Here is a 16,140-nt window from a genome sequence, read left to right as displayed (position 1 = left end):
CAGCGGCACCCGCGTGTATTTGAATCGAGGACTTTGTTTGATGTGCGGTAAATATGTACCGCACATGAAAAATGATTGGCGGGTCTGATAGCGAGCTCGACACGCTCAAGGACAGCACCGTGAATTTTTCAAAGGACTTTCGACTCATCACCCCCGCGCCACTCTGGCCGCAACATCCGGATGAGCATTACGGACATCTGGCCGCGACATTGCCGGCATGGTTGCTCAAGGCCAGCGCCGCTCGCCGCGCCACCCTCGCCGACATGCAACCCAGCGCGATCAGCCAATTCGGCCATGTCACGTCGGCCCAGCACCGCACGCTGAAGCAGTTGAACAGCGCTTACTGGCACGCCCAGAACGCCATCGACCAACGCTTGCAACGACTGCAGAACGCCCGCGAATTTGGCGCGCCACTGCTGCGGGCCGCGCTGAAACAGCAATTCGGCTTGGACCTGGACGTCAACACAACGTGGTTGCGCCTGTATATCCCGACCACCACACCGTGGTTCCCGATCAAGTCGGGAGGCGCGCGCACCTGGACCGTTTCATTGCTGGACGCGGCGCTGCACAACTTCGAGCCCGACGAAGCGAAGGATGACGCTTATGCCGCGGAATCGGCCTACATCACCGAGCCTTCGGCGACTGGCCAGTTCGAAGTGCTCCGACACATCAAGCATCGTCTCGGCATCGGCGACTTCGCGCGGCTGTGTCGCGAGCTGGATTTGGGCAAGCAATACCAGGCCTGGCTTGAAGACAATCTCGGCATCAGCAACGGCCTGGTGCGCGCGGTGTTGCAACCGCAGATCAGCGACAGCCACAAGTCTGCGTTGCGCCTGGCCCTCGAACTGGCGCTGATTGCGCGAGAGCCGATGAACAAGGCGACCTACCGCTCGCTGCTCGGGCTGATAGAGGGCGGCCAAAACCCGATGTTCAATGGCCAACCGCTGCTGTGCCACGACCTGACCATGATGAACGCCCGCCTCACCGGCATTCTGCTGTTCGCCCCGGACCTGGAGCGCAACCGCAACGCCGTCTCGGTGATCGCCTACATTCCCGACGATCCCGAGCAGCCGCTGAAGGAATACCCGTCCAGCGCCGAGTTCATGGCCGACCTGAGCAAGCGCCTGCGCTCAAAAAATTACCAGGCGTTCTTCAGCCGCTTCGTCGCGCATGCGGATCGCGGCTATTTCTTCGCGGATTTGAATAATCGCCTGACCCAAACCACCTGGCACCAACGCGAGCGAGGGGATCCGCTGCCGAGCTGGCGCGAGACACCGGCCGCGCACACCAATCTGCAATTTGCCGCAACGCCCATCCGCGGCAACCTGTGGAATCATCTGCAGCAACGCAAGCTCGACAAGATTCTCAATGACGCGCGAACGCTCGCAGTGTCTACCGCCAATGCCGATCGGCAGGCGCGCTGGGAACGCTGGGATTCGTTCACCGGAATTGCCTCGGCGGTGTTGCAGATTGCCGCGTTCGTGGCGCTGCCGTTCGTGCCGTTTCTCGGCGAACTGATGCTGGCCTACACGGCGTATCAGGTGCTCGATGAAACCTTTGAAGGCGTCATCGACTGGGCCGAAGGCCTGACGCAGCAAGCCTTCGCGCACACCATGAGCGTGGTGGAAACGTTGGTACAACTCGGCACGTTCGCCGCCGGTGGCAGCATCGCTGTTGGCGAATTTCGCCAGGTACTGCCGCATACCTGGATCGACTTCATTGATCGCTTCACGCCAGTCAAATCCGCTGGCGGCCAGACCCGTTATTGGGATGGCAATATGAAGCCTTACCAACGATCAGAGACTGCGACGCAGCTGTCACCGGGCGATTTGGGCCTGCGCGAGCACCACGAAAAAAACCTGCTGATACTCGAGGACAACACCTATTCCGTGACAAAAACCAATGGCCGAGGACCGTTCGAGATCGAGCACCCGACCCGGCCCGAGGCCTACAAACCCCGGCTCAAACACAACGGCAATGGCGCCTGGCAGATCGAGCACGAGCAACCGCTGAGCTGGACTCGCGAAAAACTCCTGATGCGCCTCGGTCATGTTGCCGACAGCTTGTCCCTCGCCGAGCGTGAACAAGCCCTGAGCATCAGCGGATATCACGAAAATACCCTGCGCCGAATCCACGTCGACCATGAACCCCTGCCCGCCTTGCTCGCCGATACGCTCAAGCGTTTGAAGATCGACAAGGATCTGCGCACTTTTATAGAACGCCTCGGCAGCGAACATGCCGACCTCTATCTCAGCGCCGACGCGCCGACGCAATTGCAGCTGTTGACCGAGGACATGCCATGGCCCAGCCATAAAGCGCTGCGCCTGCTCGACAGGAATGGCCAAGTGTCTTGGCAAAGCGACCTGAGCGGCCATCACGGCGCACGCGTGTATGACGTCGCCGAGCCGAATGGCGACGTCCTCAAGGCTTCGCTCGGCTGCTTGGACGAGGCGGAAATAAAGGCCTTGTTCGACGAACCTTTTGGCGATACGCAGTTAGCACTGGAGGTTCGCACCGGGCAACTTCGCGCTCGGCTGACGCAGATTGCGCAGTCGCAACGCAACACGCTGTTCGAGGCGCGTTACCGGGCTCAGCAAATCAGCGCAGACCCGTTGGCCCAGCACCTCATCGACGCAGTTCCCGGATTGCCCGCCGGCTCGGCGCAAGAACTGTTGCTGAGCGCAAGCGCACGCGAGTTGCAGCAACTGGAACAAGGCGTCGTCGCCCCGCGCCTCAAGGAGTTGGCGCGCTGGACGCAGCAACAGGTGCGAGCGGTGCGCGCCCGCGAAGGTCTGGAGTTGGATTCGGTGGACAATCCGGATGCCGAGCGTTTGGCGGTGCATTCGTTATCGCGCCTGCCGGGCTGGTCGGGCAATGTGCGCATCGAGATCAAACGCTATTCGTTCGATGGCGAAACCATCGACAGCACCGGGCCGCTGACCTCGCCGCGCAAAGTGCTGGTGCAGCTCGAAGATGGGCGCTACCAGCCTTACGACAACGCCGGTGCACAACTGGCGAGCAGCGACGATTTTTACAGCAGCCTGTTAAGTGCATTGCCGGACAGTGAGCGCGAAAATCTCAACCTGCACATCGGCCAGGGTCCGCTGCTCAAACAGAGCATCCGGGAGCACGCGCTCGCCCATGAAGAATTGCAGGCGCTGCTGTCCTCCACGCCCGTACGCAAACCGTCCTACAACCCGAATGTCATGCGCCTGCCGGGCGGCTCAGATGGCTACCGACTCGCGCATCCCGGCGCACCGTCGCTGCAGGAGCGGATTCGCGTGTTGTACCCCTCCTTCACTGAAGAAGAACTCGCGGTATTCACACACAGGTTGCAACAACATCCCTCGGGCGCGCGCGTCGAGCTATCGCGCCTGCACGCGGAATTTATCCGGCTCAGTAGCGACCTCGACATCTGGGCCAACGCCGAGGTAAACGTGCACCCCTTGACCGGCGCCGATTTGAGCCCGGCACAGATAGCTGCAAACAGGAACAACCGGCAGTTGCTCAATAGTGAGTTGCAACGCTGCTGGCGTCGGCAAACCGCGCTCGACGAGGCGACTGCGCAAGCGCCCGATCCGGACTATCTGTTCTCTTTCATTCACCCGATCATTGGCGAGTTGCCCGCGTTCGAGGCCGATTTCAGCCATATCACCCATGTCGTTCTGGAAGGCAATGAGATGACGCTGGGCGGCGAAGCGTTCTTGAATCATTTCACCGGCATGCGCCGCTTGGCAGTGCGCGACATTGCTCTGCCAAACCTGCCAGAGGTGATCGCCACCCGACCCGACATGACCCAACTGATCATCAGCAACTGTCGCCTGCGCCTGAGCGCTGAAACGCAGGCAGTCATCGCTGCGCTGAGCAAGATGCGCACGCTGGATCTCTATCGCAATCCCCTGGAACTAAGCTTCAGCGTGGAAGGCATGCCAGCGCTCGAATACCTCGACCTGAATGACTGCCAACTGACCAGCGTACCCGCCGGACTGGCCACGCGCACCGTCCTGCGTGGGGCCATTCTCTCGGACAACGCAATCAGTGAACTGCCTGTCGAACTGTTCGATCTGCCGCCGGAACGGGTCAATCGTTTCGATTTCGGTGACAACCCTTTCTCCGATGCGACCCGCAATCGCATCAAGGCCAACTTCCAGCGCATCCGTCAGGACTTTGGTGTGGTTGCCCCGCAAGCCGATCTGGAACGGGCGGTGAATCTTTATCCGCTGCAGGGCCGCGAAGAGGCGAGTGATTTTGTGTACCGATTGCCCGGCACGCTGGAAACCGGTCGCATCGAACTCACGCGGCTCGAAACCGAATACAGCACGATGGTTAATACGCTGGCGGCGTGGACCGCCGATGTGCCGGCACTGCATCCAGTGACCCAGCAGCCCTTCACGCCGCTGCAATTGCTGCTGGAGCACAGCACCCGCGACAACTTCAAACGGGAGATCGAAAAAGCCTGGCGCAAAGACCTGGAACTGGACCAGTTCAATAACCCTTTGGACCCGAGCGAGCCTTCATACGAGCTGGATATCGAGATGATCATCATCGGTGACCTGCCGACGCTGACCGCCGACTTCAGCCACGTATCGCATCTGTATCTGGGCAGCGAGGAAGGACTTACGACCGTGGGTGACGGATTCCTGCGCTGTTTCCCCAAACTCAAAACGCTGACCATCCGCGACTATCGAATCGCCACGATCCCGGACAGCGTATTCACCATGGGCCGCTTGCAAACGCTGGAGCTCAGCGATTGCCATATCACCCTTACGCCGAACACCGTGGCGGAACTGGCCGGCATGGAAAATATGGACATCCTCGACCTTAGCGGCAATCCGCTGACGCTGGCGCCTGATGTCAGTCAGATGCCCAACCTGTCGATGCTGATTCTCAACGACACGCTGATCACCGAGCTGCCGCATGGCTTGTTGCAGTTACAAGCGCTCGACGAAGCGAACTTGAGCAACAACGAAATCCGCGACTTGCCCAGCGACCTGCTGGAATTGCCCCGGGACGCGGGAACGGCGATCAACCTGCGCGACAACCCGTTTTCCGAAGAAAGCCTGCAACTCCTGCACGCCTACTTCAAGAAAACCAGAATTGATTTTGGCGTGGAAGCGATCATCGACAGCGCGGAAATGGAGGTGTCCGACTCAGAGGATTCAACGATGGAAGACTGATTTCGCGCCTGCGCCAAACCAGTCTTCAGCCGCGCTCTGAAGGTACTGAAGACAACTCGAACGGGCTGCTGCTGCGCCGCTGGTTGCGATCTTCCCGCGGCGTGGCGCCGAAGAAGTTGCGGTAGGCGCTGGAGAAATGCGGCCCCGAAGAGAAGCCACACGACAGGCCGATCTGGATGATCGACTTGCTGGTTTGCATCAACATTTGCCGGGCCTTGTTCAGGCGCAGTTCCAGGTAGTACTGGCTCGGCACGCGGTTGAGGTATTGCTTGAAGATGCGCTCCAACTGCCGGCGCGACACGCACACGTGTTGGGCGATTTCGTCGGTGGTCAGCGGTTCTTCGATGTTCGCTTCCATCAGCAGCACCGCTTGGGTGAGCTTCGGATGGCTGGAACCGAGGCGGTTTTGCAGCGGAATGCGTTGGCGCTCGCCGCCCTCGCGGATGCGCTCGACCACCAGTTCTTCGGACACGGCACCGGCCAGTTCGGCGCCGTGGTCGCGGGCCAATACGGCCAGCAGCAGGTCGAGTACCGACATGCCGCCGCACGCGGTAAGGCGATCACGATCCCAGTCGAACAAGTGGCTGGTGGCGATGACTTTGGGGAAGCGTTCGGCGAAATCGTCCTGCCAGCGCCAGTGCACGGCAGCGCGGTAACCGTCGAGCAAACCGAGTTGCGCCAATGGGTAAACACCGGCGGACAACCCGCCAATCACGCAACCGGCGCGCACCAGTTGTTTGAGCGAACTGCTGAGCGCCGGGGCCAATGCGGTCGGCGGCTCATCGGCGAGCAAAAACAGTTTCTGGAAGTTTTCGAGCTTGCCGGCCCATGGCTCACCGGGCAATTGCCAGGCGCCTTCGGTCGGCGGTTCGGCCTGTAAAAACGACAGTTCGTAGACAACGTCTGGATGCACACGCTGAGCAACACGCAAGGCCTCCTCAGCCAGCGCAAGCGTCAGAGCTTTAGTGCTGGGCCAAATCAGGAAACCAATTCGATGGGCAGTCATGGCGGGCAATCCGAAACTAAAACAGTGATGAGGCATGGGCCAATGCTAGCCCGTAAATGAACGCAAATCTCGAAACTGGCAGCGATCCCCTGTAGGAGCGAGGCTTGCCCGCGAAGGCGGTGTGTCATTCACACATGATGTCGACTGACACGGCCTCTTCGCGGGCAAGCCTCGCTCCTACAGGGATTGTGGACCGCCGCCAAATGGCGAAGCATGCACTATCCCGGTGCGCAACGGCACTCTTGATTATTTCAGGCTGCCGGAAAGGAATTGCTGCAAGCGTTCGGATTGTGGATTGACCAGCACTTCACGCGGGTTGCCGCTTTCTTCGACGACGCCTTTGTGCAGGAACACCAACTGGTTCGACACTTCACGGGCGAAGCCCATTTCGTGCGTGACCACAACCATGGTCCGGCCTTCCTGCGCCAGTGCCTGCATGACTTTCAGCACGTCGCCAACCAGTTCCGGGTCGAGTGCCGAGGTCGGTTCGTCGAACAGCATCACCTCAGGTTCCATCGCCAACGCACGGGCGATCGCCACGCGCTGCTGCTCGCCGCCGGACATGTGGCCAGGGTAAGCGTCCTTGCGATGCGCCACGCCGACCTTGTTCAGGTAGTGCTCGGCTTTCTCGCGCGCTTCAGCCTTGGACATGCCGAGCACGTGGACCGGCGCTTCCATGATGTTTTCCAGCGCGGTCATGTGCGACCACAAGTTGAAATGCTGGAACACCATCGACAGGCGCGAACGCATGCGTTGCAGCTGCTTCGGGTCGGCGGCTTTCAGCGCGCCGTCCTTGTTGGCCACCAGTTTCAGCTCTTCGTTGTTAAGCAGAATCTTGCCCGCGTGCGGCTGCTCGAGCAGGTTGATGCAACGAAGGAAAGTACTTTTGCCGGAGCCACTGGAGCCGATGATGCTGATCACATCGCCAGCCGCCGCTTTCAGGGACACACCCTTGAGCACTTCGTGACTGCCATAGCGTTTATGCAGGTCTTGGACTTCAAGTTTGTACATGCGGTCGGTTCTCACAAAAACAGTCAGTCAGTCGTTGAGCAAGCGCCCGTGACGCAGCGCTTCGCGCCCCGCCACCTTGGCCAGCCAGAAACCGGGTTGGGCATAACGTAGCCGTTCAACGGCAAACAGCACCCCGGACGTACCAGCACAGATCGTGCTGACGCGATCGGATAAAGGATCGATTACTTCAAAAATCTCGTCGCCGGCCTCGACCCACTCACCCGGCTTGCGCAAGAAACTCACCACGCCAGGATGCGGCGCGAAGAGCAATTCCGTGCCTTCGAACGGCATGCCTTCACAGGCGTCGTGCGCCGGTTTCGGCCATTCGCCGCTGATCAGGCCTTGCTCGGCGAGGAACGCCAGAATGCCTTCGGCGTAAGCCTCAGCCTCGGCGCGACCGGTGTCAGCCTGGCCACCCAATTCAATCGTCGTCGCCAGACACGCCAGCGGAATCTGCGCGTCCGGGAACAGCCGCGACAAACGCAGCCACGGCAGCGAACAGGCTTCGTCAAACGAACTGCCGCCGGAATCTTCGGCCAGCAAACCGACCTTGACGTCGAGGTGCGCAGCCAGCGAACGCCATTGCGGCCAATGCTGCGGCAAGGCGTACATGTGCAGCGCGGCTTCGGCGTCGCAGTGCAAATCCAGCACCACGTCAGCGCTGCAGGCGTGGCTGAGCAACACGCGCTGCATGCCTTGCAACTGACTCGCTGCCGGCGGCAATGCGGCGAGCGCATCGCTCATGGCTTGGCGGATCAAACGGATATTGGCGTGCGGATCATCGCCCAGACGCCCGTCCACCGCAGCGGCCACCGGCGCGCTGAGTTCGACGAAATCACGGTTGAAATTCTTGCCGCTGCCGGCCTCGAAACGCCCCTGATGGTTACCTTGAAGCAATTGACCGAGGCCCAGCGGATTGGCCACCGGCACCAGCTCGATCACACCGTTGAGCAAGCCTTGCGCTTCGAGTTCGGTGAGGCGCTTTTTCAGCTCCCACGCGGTGCGCATGCCCGGCAATTCATCGGCGTGCAGGCTGGCCTGAATGTAGGCCTTGCGCTCGCCTTTGCCGAAGCGAAATACCGAAATATGACGCTCGCTGCCCAAATGGCTCCACGGCAATGAGTGATCGATACGTTCCATATCAGTGCTTCCGCGGGGCCAGATAGCCCAGCCAGCGGCGCTCGGCCAGTTTGAACAGCTTGACCAGAATGAACGTCAGGCACAGGTAGAACACGCCGGCGGTGATGTACGCCTCGAACGGCAAGTAATACTGGGCGTTGACCGTGCGCGCGGCACCGGTGATGTCGATCAAGGTCACGATCGACGCCAGACTGGTGGTCTGCAACATCATGATCACTTCGTTGCTGTACTGCGGCAGCGCCCGGCGCAGGGCCGACGGCAGCAGAATGCGCTTGTACATTTTGTAGCGCGACATGCCCATCGCCCGCGCCGCTTCGATCTCGCCGTTAGGCGTTGCGCGCAAGCTGCCGGCAATGATTTCGGCGGTGTAGGCGCTGGTGTTGATCGCGAACGCCAGGCACGCACAGAACGTGGCGCTGGACAGCCACGGCCACAACACGCTTTCGCGCACGGCTTCGAACTGCGCCAGACCGTAGTAGATCAAAAACAGCTGCACCAGCATCGGCGTGCCGCGAATCACGTAGGTGTACAGCCAGGCGGTCATGTTGACGGCGGCGTTTTTCGAGACGCGCATCAAGCCCAGCGGCAATGCGCACAGCAGCCCGAAGAACAACGAAATCGCCAGCAGTTTGAGCGTCGTCAGCAAGCCACCGAAGTACAGCGGCAAGGCCTCATAAATGACGTTGTAGTCGAAGATCATAGATCAGCCGCCCTTACGCCTACCGAGTAGCGCTTCTCAAGTTGACGCAATATCAGCAACGAAACACTGGTGATGACCAGGTACATCGCCGCCACTGCGAGGAAGAAGGTGAAAGGTTCGCGGGTGGCATCGGCCGCCTGCTTTGCCTTGAACATCATGTCTTGCAGCCCGACCACCGAAATCAGCGCGGTTGCCTTGGTCAAGACCAGCCAGTTGTTGGTAAAACCCGGAATCGCCAGGCGAATCATCTGCGGCACCAACACCCGGAAAAACACCTGAAAACTGCTCATGCCGTACGCCATGCCGGCTTCGGCCTGGCCCTTGGGAATCGCCATGAACGCGCCACGGAAGGTTTCCGACAGGTACGCACCGAAGATGAAACCGAGGGTGCCGATACCGGCGGCCAACGGGTTCAGGTCGATGTAGTCGTCAAATCCGAGCATCGGCGCGACGCGGTTGAGCAGGTCCTGACCACCGTAGAAAATCAGCAGGATCAGCACCAGGTCGGGAATCCCGCGAATCACCGTGGAATACAGGTCGCCCAGCCACGCCAGCCAGCGGATCGGGGACAGACGCAGCGAAACGCCGATCAGGCCCAGAACAATGGCCAGGACCATGGACGACAAGGCGAGCTGAAGCGTCAGCCATGCGCCATCGAGGATGACAGCCCCGTAGCCTTTCAACATGATTCAGGTCCTCGAAAGTTGGGATGAAAAAATGGCGCAAACCGCAGAGATCCTGTTGCTTGCGCCATTTCGGACTTGTCGCCGGGACGTGTTACTTGCCGTAGATATCGAAGGCGAAGTATTTGTCCTGGATTTGCTTGTACTTGCCGTTCTCGCGAATGGCCGTGATCGCGGTGTTGATCTTGTCTTTCAGCGCGTCGTTCTTGCGGACTGCGATACCCACGCCGTCGCCGAAGTATTTGACGTCGGTGAAGGCCGGGCCAACAAACGCGAAACCTTTGCCAGCGTCGGTTTTCAGGAAGCCGTCATCCAGCAGCGTGGCGTCGGCCACGGTGCCATCGAGGCGACCGGCAGCGACGTCGAGGTAGATTTCGTTCTGCGAACCGTAAGGTTTGATTTCAGCACCCAGTGGCGCCAGCACTTCACGGGCGAAACGTTCGTGGATCGAACCACGTTGCACGCCGATGTTTTTGCCTTTCAGCTCAGCCAGGCCTTCGCTGACTTGAGTACCAGCCTTCATCACCAGACGGGCCGGGGTGTTGTAGTACTTGTTGGTGAAGTCGACAGACTTCTTGCGATCTTCAGTGATCGACATGGACGACAGGATCGCGTCGATCTTGCGCACTTTGAGTGCCGGGATCAGACCGTCGAACTCTTGCTCGACCCACACACACTTGACCTGCATCTGCTCGCACAGAGCGTTGCCGATGTCGTAGTCGAAACCAACGATGCTGCCGTCCGGTGCCTTGGAGGCGAACGGAGGGTAAGCCGCTTCGATACCGATCTTCAGGGGTTTTTCATCGGCGAAGGTTGGGAGGGACAGCACGGACAGTGCCAAGGCGCCAAGCAGCACAAGTTTCTTCATCTCGGGACTCCATCGGTAAAGGGCAAAAACGGCAGAGTGAGCAACAGCCCAATATGCGAATGGGTGAAATCGAAAAGCGCTGCTGCGTCATGCAAAACCCACGCTGATTCAGCGCGAGCGACGACGAGCGAGTGATCGGCATTCTAACGACAGGTCCGAAGTCGATATTTCTTCAATGCGACAACTAATTACAGATGCACCGAGAAAGCCACTTGGACACGTTGACAGCCCTGCAAATTCATGCAAGAGCAAAAGATTGTAAACCGATCTATGCTGCAAATTGCGGGCCTATTATTGGCAAACCCTTCTAATCCGGCAAGTACAGCGTGGTGTCTTATTTTTCACCCGCGGTTTAGACGCTCTGAAACGGGGCTGTGCGTTTCCCAATGCCCCGGATTCGTGCGGGCGGTTACACATTCAGACACATTCATCGATGGCGGTAACAGTGGGAAATGGCCTACGAGTGAAGCCGATAATTATTGGACGTTGTTGATGTGGTGCCTGACAGGTCGCTATCGCGAGCAAGCTCGCTCCTACAAGGGATCTGCGCCCGGCACGGATTTTATGTTCGCTGAAGATCAACGGTGGGAGCGGGCTTGCTCGCGATGAGGCCCGCACAACCACCCCAAGAACCCCAGTCAATAAAAAGCCCCACCAGATAACACCTGGCAGGGCTTCAACACATCAAAACAGCTGCTTACGCGACGTTCATCGTCTTATGCGTATCAATCAGATGCTGCACCACGCCTGGATCCGCCAAGGTCGAAATATCGCCCAAGCCGTCATATTCGGCGGTCGCGATCTTGCGCAGAATCCGCCGCATGATCTTGCCTGAACGGGTTTTCGGCAGCCCCGGCGCCCACTGAATCACGTCCGGCGAAGCAATCGGGCCAATCTCTTTACGCACCCAGTTCTTCAGTTCCAGACGCAGTTGCTCGCTCGGCTCTTCGCCGCCGATCAACGTGACGTAGACATAAATGCCCTGCCCCTTGATGTCGTGCGGCACGCCAACCACCGCCGCCTCGGCGACTTTCGGGTGCGCAACCATCGCGCTTTCGATTTCGGCCGTGCCCATGCGGTGTCCGGAAACGTTCAGCACGTCATCCACGCGACCGGTGATCCAGTAATAACCATCCTCGTCACGGCGCGCACCGTCACCGGTGAAATACATGCCACGGAAGGTCTTGAAGTAGGTGTCGACAAAACGGTCATGGTCGCCATACAGCGTGCGCGCCTGGCCCGGCCACGAATCCAGAATCACCAGGTTGCCCTCAACGGCGCCTTCCAGAATATTACCCAGGTTGTCCACCAGTGCCGGCACCACGCCGAAGAACGGACGAGCAGCCGAACCAGGTTTCAAGCCATGGGCACCCGGCAGCGGGCTCATCATGTTGCCGCCGGTTTCGGTCTGCCACCAGGTGTCGACGATCGGGCAGCGCGACTGACCGACCTTCTTGTAGTACCAATCCCAGGCTTCCGGGTTGATCGGCTCACCCACCGAACCCAGCAGGCGCAGGCTGCTGCCGTCAGCGCCTTCGACTGCAGCGTTACCCGCCGCCATCATCGCGCGGATTGCCGTTGGTGCGGTGTAGAGGATGTTGACCTTGTGCTTGTCGACAATCTTCGCCACCCGGGTGATGTCCGGATAGTTCGGCACGCCTTCGAACAGCACGGTAGTCGCGCCATTGGCCAGCGGGCCATAGACGATATAGGTGTGGCCGGTGACCCAGCCGACGTCGGCGGTGCACCAGTAGATTTCACCCGGGCGGTAGTCGAACACGCGCTCGTGGGTCATGGCCGCATACAGCAGGTAACCGCCAGTGGTGTGCTGCACGCCTTTCGGTTTGCCGGTGGAACCGGAGGTGTAAAGGATGAACAGCGCTTCTTCGGCGCCCATCTCTTTCGGCGCGCAAACGCTGCCCGCCACCTTCATCAGGTCTTCGTACCAGATGTCGCGATGCTGGTTCCACTTGATGTCGCCGCCGGTGCGCTTGCACACGATGACTTTCTGAATGCTGCTGGTTTCCGGGTTGGTCAGCGCGTCGTCGACATTGGTCTTCAGCGGTATCTTCTTGCCGGCACGAACGCCTTCATCGGCCGTAATTACCACTTTGGAACGGCAATCGATAATCCGCCCCGCCAGCGCTTCCGGCGAGAAACCACCGAACACCACCGAGTGAATCGCGCCGATCCGGGTACAGGCCAGCATGGCGACCACGGCTTCGGGAATCATCGGCATATAGATAGTCACCACGTCGCCGCGATGCACATCCTGGCCGCGCAAGGCGTTGGCGAACTTGCACACTTGTTCGTGCAGTTCGCGGTAGGTGATGTTGCGGCTCTCGGACGGGTCATCCCCTTCCCAGATAATCGCGATTTGATCGCCGCGCTCTTCCAGATGACGGTCGAGGCAGTTGTAGGAAACGTTCAGTGTGCCGTCGGCAAACCATTTGATGTCGACGTGGTGATCGTCGAAGGAAGTCTGTTTCACCGTGGTGAAAGGCTTGATCCAGTCGAGGCGCTGAGCTTGTTCGCGCCAGAAGCCGTCCGGGTTGACGACCGACTGCTGGTACATGGCCTTATAGGTGGCCTCGTCAGTCAGCGTATTGGCTGCTACCTCGGGACGAACGGGATACAAAGAAGCCGCACTCATCTTTCTTACCTCGGTGGAATAGTTGTTTTTGTATGACCCTGTTGTAGCCGGGCCGGGCCTATAGAACCATTCGACGATGGTAGTAACAAGCCCCTGCAAACCGTGGTGAATACCTCGCGAAATCCGCAAAACCCCTGCATTGACTGGCCCGCAACCCCGCACCGGGACCTGCGATTTTTTGACTTATTACTGATTGTTACGGGAATTGCGAAAGGTGTTTATCAAAAGCACGGGTATATGAATCCAACCCTCACGCCTAAAATCAGCCTCGCCAACAAGGCAAACCTGATTAACCAAGTTGCAGCCCCCACGAAGGCAGTTAATCAAAAAACCAAGTACTGAAGTTCCACACGCAATCCCAAAAAGATTGCGTGACCCCACTCGACCTCAGAAAGGTAAATTTGAAATGAAAGCTTTATTAGTTCTGGCCCTCAGCAGCATGTGCTTAACCGCCATGGCAGACGAGGCCCCGACTGATTTCGCGCAGCAACAACCGGTGGAAGAGCAATACACTTACTCCACCCACCTGGACATCGCCAACGTTGTGTCCATGAGCGAAATCCCGAATGTCTGTGAAGTTGTCCCGATGAAAATGGAATACGACGATTCCAAAGGTCAGCGCCACATCCTGCGTTACAGCGTTATGGGCAACGGCTGCTCTAACGGCTGATCTCCCGCACTTCCCCTCTAAACGGTTCGACCCAACTGCCCGCTCTATTGGGTAGCTGAAGCGCCGAACCGTATAGATCGAATAATACGATTGTTTAGTGCGATTATTTGCGCTTTTTAATCAAATTCACTGGCGTAGTATTACTTCCACACCCAAGGCACAAAACGCCAACGAACCTGGAGCTACCACCATGAAAACCAAACTGATCCTCGCCCTGACCCTCTCCGTACTGGCCGGCAGCGCTTTCGCCGCTGATGGTTTTGACCGCACCGGCTGGGCAGTCGCTGCTGATGGTTACGATCGCACCGGCTCCGCCACAGTTGCTGAAGATGGCTACGATCGCACCGGCTCGGCTACCGTCGCTGAAGATGGCTACGACAAAACCGGTTCGGCGACCTTCGCGGCTGATGGTTTCGAACGCACCAACTCGGCCACTTTCAGCTGACATTTGGCTGATTAGCCTTCGCCGACTTCGGTCGGGCTCAGTTGTGTCTGAGGGCATCGAAAAGCCTCGCAAAACACAACATATAGTGAAAAACCGTATTTTTGGCTGTTTTTTGATCAAAAATACGCCTCGCCAAAAATTAGCAAAAAAAAATCTTCGCAGTCGATCCCCAGTCAAAGCCCTGTAAACCCTCGCTCCGACCCAAATACCCGCCCTCGCCTACCGTTCTCAGCGCCGATTCGTCGCACCACACGCCGGTTTTTTTCCCTATAATGCGGCCTCAAACGGGCCTGCAATATTCCCTTACAGGGACAGGCAGGCATCCGAAGCCCAGGCAGACGCTTTTCACGTTTCTGCGCACCGAGGCGGCTTCGGGTTTTCCGTACAAAATTCTGTTTGATGCCTGCGTATAGCTGCTGCAAAAAACGATTCCTTAAGATCCAACGCGGCCAGTACGACCGTGTGAAAAACCATCACACGGGCAACTGGCCCTCACGCAGGAGACGACACGTCATGCTGAGCTGGGACGAATTCGACAAAGAAGACACAGGCGAAGTAGCGGTAAAAGGCGCAAACGCCGGCCACGCGACTGAAGCCAACATGGACCGCCTCGACACCGCCGGTGGCGTCGCCGCCCAAGAAGCGCGTGCCGTGACCGCGTCCGACTCCGCCGCGATCGCGCGTGCCAAGGCTGCCTTGGACAACCTCGACGTCGCTGAAGGTCTGGCTGAACTCGAAGGCGCCTCCGCCCGTGTCGCTGTCGACGAAAAGCGCATGATCAACTGCCGCGCCGACCTCAACCAACTCGTGCCATTCAAGTACGACTGGGCCTGGCAGAAATATCTGGACGGTTGCGCAAACCACTGGATGCCGCAAGAAGTCAACATGACCGCCGACATCGCCCTCTGGAAAGACCCGGAAGGCCTGACCGACGACGAGCGCCGCATCGTCATGCGCAACCTCGGCTTCTTCTCCACCGCCGACTCGCTGGTTGCCAACAACCTGGTCCTGGCCGTGTACCGCCTGATCACCAACCCGGAATGCCGCCAGTACATCCTGCGCCAGGCCTTCGAAGAGGCGATCCACACCCACGCCTACCAGTACTGCATCGAATCGTTGGCCATGGATGAAGGCGAGATCTTCAACATGTACCACGAGATCCCATCGGTCGCGAAAAAAGCCACTTGGGGCCTCAAGTACACCCGCTCGATCTCCGATCCGAAGTTCGAAACCGGCACCGTCGAAACCGACAAAGAACTGCTGCGCAACCTGATCGCCTACTACTGCGTTCTGGAAGGCATCTTCTTCTACTGCGGCTTCACCCAAATCCTCTCCATGGGCCGTCGCAACAAAATGACCGGCGTCGCCGAGCAGTTCCAATACATCCTGCGCGACGAATCCATGCACCTGAACTTCGGCATCGACGTGATCAACCAGATCAAAATCGAAAACCCGCACTTGTGGGATGCCGAAATGAAGGAAGAAGCTTCGCAGATGATTCTGCAAGGCACTCAGCTTGAGATCGAATACGCGCGCGACACCATGCCTCGCGGTGTATTGGGGATGAACGCGGCGATGATGGAGGACTACCTCAAGTTCATCGCTAACCGTCGTCTGTCGCAGATTGGCTTGAAGGAAGAGTATCCAGGGACGACTAACCCGTTCCCTTGGATGAGCGAGATTATGGACTTGAAGAAAGAGAAGAACTTCTTTGAGACGCGGGTTATTGAGTATCAGACTGGTGGGGCTTTGAGCTGGGATTGATGGCGATGTGATGCCATGCTATA

General features: G+C 58.7%; 11 protein-coding genes. 4 read left to right on the top strand and 7 right to left on the bottom strand.

What is annotated here, in order from left to right; translation table 11 throughout:
- Positions 1 to 119 precede the first annotated feature (119 nt).
- A complete protein-coding gene (locus BLU01_RS20745; protein WP_231987096.1) occupies positions 120 to 5,177 on the top strand; it encodes a leucine-rich repeat domain-containing protein in 5,058 nt (1,685 codons plus the stop codon).
- Positions 5,178 to 5,202: 25 nt separating this feature from the next.
- On the opposite strand, the gene argR is transcribed toward BLU01_RS20745, so the two are convergent.
- The 7 genes from argR to acs form a co-directional block, all read right to left on the bottom strand.
- Positions 5,203 to 6,183: a transcriptional regulator ArgR gene (argR, locus tag BLU01_RS20740; RefSeq protein ID WP_092279026.1), complete on the bottom strand. Its 981-nt coding sequence runs from the start codon at positions 6,181 to 6,183 to the stop codon at positions 5,203 to 5,205.
- 246 nt (positions 6,184 to 6,429) lie between these two features.
- The gene (locus tag BLU01_RS20735; RefSeq protein WP_046042317.1) at positions 6,430 to 7,194 is read right to left on the bottom strand and encodes an ABC transporter ATP-binding protein; all 765 of its coding nucleotides are present in this window, start codon (positions 7,192 to 7,194) and stop codon (positions 6,430 to 6,432) included.
- A 27-nt stretch (positions 7,195 to 7,221) separates the two neighbouring features.
- Positions 7,222 to 8,334 (bottom strand): M14 family metallopeptidase, encoded by a 1,113-nt coding sequence (locus BLU01_RS20730; protein ID WP_092279024.1) that lies wholly within the window; start codon positions 8,332 to 8,334, stop codon positions 7,222 to 7,224.
- A gap of 1 nt (position 8,335) precedes the next feature.
- Positions 8,336 to 9,034 carry an ABC transporter permease gene (locus BLU01_RS20725; RefSeq protein WP_092279021.1) on the bottom strand — a complete coding sequence of 233 codons (699 nt, stop codon included), beginning with the start codon at positions 9,032 to 9,034 and terminating at the stop codon, positions 8,336 to 8,338.
- Positions 9,031 to 9,720 (bottom strand): ABC transporter permease, encoded by a 690-nt coding sequence (locus tag BLU01_RS20720; RefSeq protein WP_092279019.1) that lies wholly within the window; start codon positions 9,718 to 9,720, stop codon positions 9,031 to 9,033. The genes BLU01_RS20725 and BLU01_RS20720 overlap by 4 nt, the downstream gene beginning before the upstream one ends.
- Positions 9,721 to 9,811: 91 nt before the next feature.
- Positions 9,812 to 10,585, bottom strand: coding sequence for an ABC transporter substrate-binding protein (locus BLU01_RS20715; protein ID WP_092279017.1), 774 nt, complete (start codon positions 10,583 to 10,585; stop codon positions 9,812 to 9,814).
- Positions 10,586 to 11,282: 697 nt separating this feature from the next.
- Positions 11,283 to 13,238, bottom strand: coding sequence for an acetate--CoA ligase (acs, locus tag BLU01_RS20710; protein ID WP_092279015.1), 1,956 nt, complete (start codon positions 13,236 to 13,238; stop codon positions 11,283 to 11,285).
- Positions 13,239 to 13,644: 406 nt separating this feature from the next.
- On the opposite strand from acs, the gene BLU01_RS20705 reads away from it, so the two are divergent.
- The 3 genes from BLU01_RS20705 (at position 13,645) to BLU01_RS20695 (ending at position 16,117) form a co-directional block, all read left to right on the top strand.
- Positions 13,645 to 13,908 carry a DUF2790 domain-containing protein gene (locus tag BLU01_RS20705; RefSeq protein WP_092279013.1) on the top strand — a complete coding sequence of 88 codons (264 nt, stop codon included), beginning with the start codon at positions 13,645 to 13,647 and terminating at the stop codon, positions 13,906 to 13,908.
- A 190-nt stretch (positions 13,909 to 14,098) separates the two neighbouring features.
- Positions 14,099 to 14,353: a hypothetical protein gene (locus tag BLU01_RS20700; RefSeq protein ID WP_092279011.1), complete on the top strand. Its 255-nt coding sequence runs from the start codon at positions 14,099 to 14,101 to the stop codon at positions 14,351 to 14,353.
- Between the two features lie 513 nt (positions 14,354 to 14,866).
- Positions 14,867 to 16,117, top strand: coding sequence for a ribonucleotide-diphosphate reductase subunit beta (locus BLU01_RS20695; RefSeq protein WP_092279009.1), 1,251 nt, complete (start codon positions 14,867 to 14,869; stop codon positions 16,115 to 16,117).
- Positions 16,118 to 16,140: the final 23 nt, after the last annotated feature.

Origin of the sequence: Pseudomonas prosekii, from assembly GCF_900105155.1 — a bacterium.
In the GTDB taxonomy this organism is placed as follows: Bacteria; Pseudomonadota; Gammaproteobacteria; order Pseudomonadales; family Pseudomonadaceae; genus Aquipseudomonas; species Aquipseudomonas prosekii.
This window is presented reverse-complemented; position numbering and strand designations above follow the sequence as displayed.